This window comes from Chryseobacterium sp. FP211-J200 (assembly GCF_001643375.1).
Classification (GTDB): Bacteria; Bacteroidota; Bacteroidia; order Flavobacteriales; family Weeksellaceae; genus Epilithonimonas; species Epilithonimonas ginsengisoli.
The window spans coordinates 1-3,041 of record NZ_LSHB01000076.1; the positions used below are offsets into that span (position 1 = coordinate 1).

Sequence of the window (3,041 nt, forward strand, 5' to 3'; positions counted from 1 at the left end):
AATAATGCACTACGAGTATTTTAATAATTTTTAGAAAAAATTACAAGAGCAAATCCGTACTCATTTTAGTTAAACCTTATTATTAATATATCCCTCTGTAGCATTCATTTTCTGGGTAATAACTGCAGGATTTCCCAAAGCAATAGAATTGTCCGGAACATCCGTATTCACATAAGCGTTTGGAGCGATGAGGACATTATTTCCAATGGTAATGTTGCCGACTATCACAGCGTTTGGGCCAATCCAGACCTCGTTGCCAATCACAGGAACGCCTTCGTTTTTTCCACGGTTGGCCTGAGCAATTGTGACACCTTGCGCGATGTTGCAGTTTTTTCCGATTTTAGCTTTAGGATTGATGACGAGAGCGCCCCAATGTCCAAGATAAAAACCTTCCCCAATCTCGGTTTCCGCATAGATCTGGAATCCGTATTTGATCTGGTAATGGCGGAGAATCAGGCGGTATATTTTACCTGTCAAAGAAGATTTTGGATGTTTTTGAGCATTCCGGAACCAATAGATATAATGCAGATTCGGGCTGAAACATTTTATCAACATTTGAAAATGTGACAGATATTTCCCGCTTTCTCTGTAAAAATCTTTTTGAAGAATGCTGTAAGCCATTTGGTAAAAGTAGGAATTTGTAATTATTTAATTCTTGACAAATTTAATGATATAAAAATTTATCTCGCAGATCTTGCAAATTCTGCAGATTTATTTTAGCGCGATCAATCTAACGTCTAGATTCTAATATCTAAGCTCTAGTTAAAGATGATCAATGATCTCCATGATCTTATCAACAGAATTTTTCAGATTGAAAGGCATTTCGTAATGTTCAAGATTTTCCTGATAAGATTTGAAATGTTCAGGATTGGTCAAAGCTTGTTTCATTCCGTGATAGATTCCGTCTTCAGAGTTTTCCGTGATCAAGCCCAATTTTCCATTTTCCAACATTTCTGTAACGCCGGAAACGTCGGTTGCTATGATGTTCTTTTTCAGGGTGATAGCTTCGGACAGAACCGTTGGGAAACCTTCGTATCTTGAACTTAGAATATAAAAATCTGCCGCTTTGAAGTAAGGATAAGGATTGTCTGTGAAACCTAGCATGGTTGCTGTTTTATCAACGCCCAGTTCGGTTTTAAGTTTTTTTACATTTTCAAAATCATAACCATCACCAACGATCATAACTTTGTGAGGGAAACCTTCATCCAAAAGTCTTTTGTGAACTCTCAGTAATCGGTCAAATCCTTTCTGCGGAAAAACCGTTCCAACCGAAATGAAGAGAGGTTGGAAATCTTCGGACTTCGGGCTTCCAGCTTCGGACTTTACTAAAATCTCATTGGTGTCCAGCGGATTGTAAATTCTTACAATTTTACTTTTCTCATTTTCAGTTTTTGCTAATTCTAAAAATGTTTGCTCGATTTTTTCCGAGATCACCATCACTTTATCATAACGGAAAAAATGTCTGATCTTTTCGGTGGTGTAACCGCTGACCTGCGTCAGGTCATTATGGATCCACATTAGTTTTTTTGAAGACTTCAAAGGGCTATTCAAAACCTCGTCCATAAAACCGTGGATGGCTGCAAACTCGATGTCGTAGACTTTATTTTTGAGCTTTCTTTTGTAAAGTATTTTTGGATATTTCTTTAAAAGACGTTGATAGACAACGCGGTATATTTTTGTTGGAATATCTTTTGGGCGATTGGTCGTGATCATTTCACCCCGATTGAGGTACATCACATTCACCCAATCCGGAACATCTGTTAGGTATTTTCCGGAATAAAGATTTAGTAAAAGATCAATTTCGTATTTGTCTTTCGGAAGATTTTTGAGAAAAGTTACCAGAACTTTTTCTGCGCCACCATGACGAAGAGAGCCAATTCTGATAAGGATCTTCTTTTTCAAAATTTTAGAATTCTAAAATCCCTGCACCCCAAGAATAGCCAACGCCAAATCCTGCAACCATCACTTTGAAACCTTCTTTTATTTTACCTTGGTCCAGAGCTAACTTTAAAGCAATTGGAATACTTGCAGAAACCGTATTGCCAATGTCTTTCATATCCAGAAAGAATTTTTCGTCAGGAATATTACAAAGATTTTTCAGGTAATTCAGCATGTAAGAACTTGCCTGATGGAAAACAAAAAGGTCGATATCTTCCAATCTAAGTCTGTTTTTCTCAAGTGTTTCGCTGATCAAAGCTGGAATGTTTTCTAAAGCAAATGTGAAGATCTTCGGACCTTTCATAAAAAGTACCGGTTTCTCAGAAGTGTTTCTAGAAGCGCCATTTTCTACGATGAGATTATTGTAACCTGCACCATCTGTTCCTACCACATATTGGAAATCTGCCTTGGAATCGTCTTTTTCGATGACAGAAACTGCGGCGCCATCACCAAAGATACTTCTGTTGGACTTGTCATTTTTATCCAAAAACTTGGTATAAGTGTCTGAAGTGACCAACAAAATGTTTTTAGCTAAACCAATAGAGATCAATCCTTTTGCTAAGGTCAATCCATAGACAAAACCAGAACATCCAAGATTGAAATCCAAAGCGCCGATGTTTTTTGGAAGTCCTAATTTATCTTGTAAGATGCAAGCTGTCGTCGGAAGAAAATAGTCTGGGCTTTGCGTACAAAAAAGTATAAAATCGATCTTGCTTTTATCGTAAGTTGTGAAAAGCTTTTCACAGGCTTCAACGGCCAGATCGAGTGCGGTCTGAGAATCATCTACAAAATGTCTTGATTCTACGCCGATTTTTGACTTGATCTTTTCTGCATTCCACTCTGGGAATTCATTGGCAATATCTTCGTTGGTTAATATATTTTTGGGCAGATAGTATTCTATCGCTGCAATGTTGATCATATTAGCGTGGGGTAAATTTTTGCAAAGATAAGCATCTTAAAATTAAATACTCTTTTGAGCATAGTTTTTGACTGATTAAAATTAATAAATCCTACTGCTATTTTACTGGTTTAACTCGTAGTGCATTATCAAATTAATTCATTTTTAAGTCTATTCATTTTTCTACTGGAAACAAAAACATTTA

The 3,041-nt window shown here is 36.8% G+C and carries 3 protein-coding genes; all 3 read right to left on the reverse strand.

Annotation, left to right across the window (positions count from 1 at the left end; genetic code table 11):
* Positions 1-69: 69 nt before the first annotated feature.
* Positions 70-621 (reverse strand): serine acetyltransferase, encoded by a 552-nt coding sequence (locus tag AXA65_RS18340; RefSeq protein ID WP_063971497.1) that lies wholly within the window; start codon positions 619-621, stop codon positions 70-72.
* Between the two features lie 141 nt (positions 622-762).
* On the reverse strand, positions 763-1,905 hold the full coding sequence (locus AXA65_RS18345; RefSeq protein WP_063971498.1) for a glycosyltransferase: 1,143 nt from the start codon (positions 1,903-1,905) through the stop codon (positions 763-765).
* Position 1,906: 1 nt separating this feature from the next.
* Positions 1,907-2,857, reverse strand: coding sequence for a 3-oxoacyl-ACP synthase III family protein (locus AXA65_RS18350; protein ID WP_063971499.1), 951 nt, complete (start codon positions 2,855-2,857; stop codon positions 1,907-1,909).
* Positions 2,858-3,041: the final 184 nt, after the last annotated feature.